A 2,283-nucleotide genomic window follows, 5' to 3' on the forward strand; every position below is an offset into this window, starting at 1 on the left:
TCCTATTCAATAATAGTCAATATTAATCTTTCACTTTTTTAGAAAAGATGAAACATCTACTCATATTCCTCTTTATTTTTCATACATATAATTAAAATACCTGAAAGGGGTGTAGAGATTGTTCGATCCTCCCTTATTACACATCATCAATGCCCATTCAAGAACTCCACATTATCATAAGAATTTTCCTATCATTCTATTTTGGAGCCAAAAAAGTGGTTGTACTTCTCTTGCCAAGTGGTTCTTTTATCAGATTAACTTATTACAGACAGCTCTAAATTATAGTCCTTTCATTCATAATTATGAATATGATATATACAAAAGTACACCTGCCTATAGTGTACGACTAGGTATAGCATTACGAGAAAAACAAAAAGAAACTTTTAAACTTGTTCGTAACCCTTATAGACGAGCAGTGAGCTCTTTCGTATCCTTAATCGCACCTCCCTATATAGAGAATCCCGAATGGAAGCCCATCCGAAAGTTTCTATATCAAGATGAAAATTCCTCCAAGGGCCTCTCATTTAAACAATTTCTATACTATCTATTTATTAATGATGCTCAAGGAAATGATATTAACCCGCATTTTACACAACAATATATAACTGATGAAGAAGAATATGTAACCAATTATATATACTTAGAAAACTTTGATCAGGAAATGAGGGCATTAGAAAAGCGTTTCGAATTAAAAACTGCACCAATAAATGAGTTCTCAACATCATGGCATCATCAAACTCCCGCCATGATTTATAAAGGGAATTTTAGCGAAGCCGATATTACTGACCCTTTATTTCCTCGCTACCCTACTTTCGAAAGTTTTTATGATACCGAATGTATACAACTCGTTCAAACAATATTTCAAAATGATTTCAATACGTATAAATATAGTAGAGAATACCTATACTGATTTCAATCTATTATCTTTGCCAAATATAAAAAAACACCTAATATATAAGGTGTTTTTTTATATTTAAACTATATACAATATGTTACTTAGCATTCCTTACTATTCAAGTTATTCTTCTTTAATAACTTACTTATCTTCTGTCTATCTGCCCATCCTACCCCTATTAAAACTAAACATCCTCCTATTACTATCTTCCAAGTTAAAGCCTCATTTAATAAAACAATTGAAGCAACAATACTTATTAATGGTAATGCATTTAAATATAACCCACTTACCGATGCCGAAACCCTCTCTAGCGCCTTGTTCCAAAACCAATACGCCAAAATTGTTGCACCTATAACAAGATACATTACGCTAAACACTACCTTCCAAGTTCCAACCTTTGGAAAACCGTAATAAAAAGTTTCTACCATCGTAAATGGCAATAGAATAACAGCTCCAATAATTAAAGTTAACGTTGTAAAAACCTCGTTTGATAAATACTGTTCTTGTTTTGGCCTTTTCAGTAATACTGTATAGACAGCAAATAAGAAAGTACTTAATAAAATAAGGGCATCTCCTATTAAAGATACTTCTTGATCGCCATTACTAGATGGGATTGTAATAAGAAGTACACCAGCAGCCCCGAGTACAATACCGACCCAATAATTAAGCTGAATTTTTTCTTTCAAAAAGAACGCTGAAAAAAGAATCGTAACTAAAGGTAACGCAGCATCAATAATACTAACATGCAATCCACTTGTTAAAGAAATACCGTAGGATGTGAACATAAAGTAACCAGCTACACCAGTAAAAGATAGTATACTCATTCTTTTCCACGGCACTTGTTTATGTACAACCGATCTTTTTAATTGTTTAAATGAGAATAGTAAACAGATTCCACCCGCGAAGAAAAGGCGAATAAATAACAAAGTAAATGGCTGCATAGATTCTAACGCCCACTTTGTTGGTGCAATGGCTGTCCCCCATAATATAACAGCCACTAATAACATGCATATTTCTTTCATAATCCCCCACACCCATCAAAAATATATGTTAACTATCTTAATTATAGATTTTTTCTTACGTGAAATCCTTTAAAAACGAAAAAACGTTATGTAAAAAAACAACTGAATAGCTATTTTCTACATAACGTTTTTATATAAAGAGTAAAATATTTTAGTCATTCCACAACCCAATTAATATAAAAAGGTAATTCTTACCTTTAACTGATATTTAAATGTATTACTTTATAACCTTTTTATCGCCTTACCATCCAAAATTCACTTTAAACCGTTTTCTCTAAGTCATCCTTTTTCTTTCTTAGCTCTATTAAACTTATAGATATTAATATTTTGCACATAAAAATAAACACAAAAAAACCTAAGTCGTTT

The 2,283-nt window shown here is 31.5% G+C and carries 2 protein-coding genes; one reads left to right on the plus strand and one right to left on the minus strand.

The window, feature by feature from the left end; translation table 11 throughout:
* The first annotated feature begins 118 nt into the window (after positions 1–118).
* Complete coding sequence (locus Q9B79_RS26690; RefSeq protein WP_306189005.1) at positions 119–910, plus strand: sulfotransferase family 2 domain-containing protein; 792 nt, start codon at positions 119–121, stop codon at positions 908–910.
* 86 nt (positions 911–996) lie between these two features.
* On the opposite strand, the gene Q9B79_RS26695 is transcribed toward Q9B79_RS26690, so the two are convergent.
* Positions 997–1,929, minus strand: a complete 933-nt coding sequence (locus tag Q9B79_RS26695) for a DMT family transporter (protein ID WP_306189007.1) — start codon at positions 1,927–1,929, stop codon at positions 997–999.
* Positions 1,930–2,283: the final 354 nt, after the last annotated feature.

This window comes from Bacillus sp. MHSD_36 (assembly GCF_030757775.1).
Classification (GTDB): Bacteria; Bacillota; Bacilli; order Bacillales; family Bacillaceae_G; genus Bacillus_A.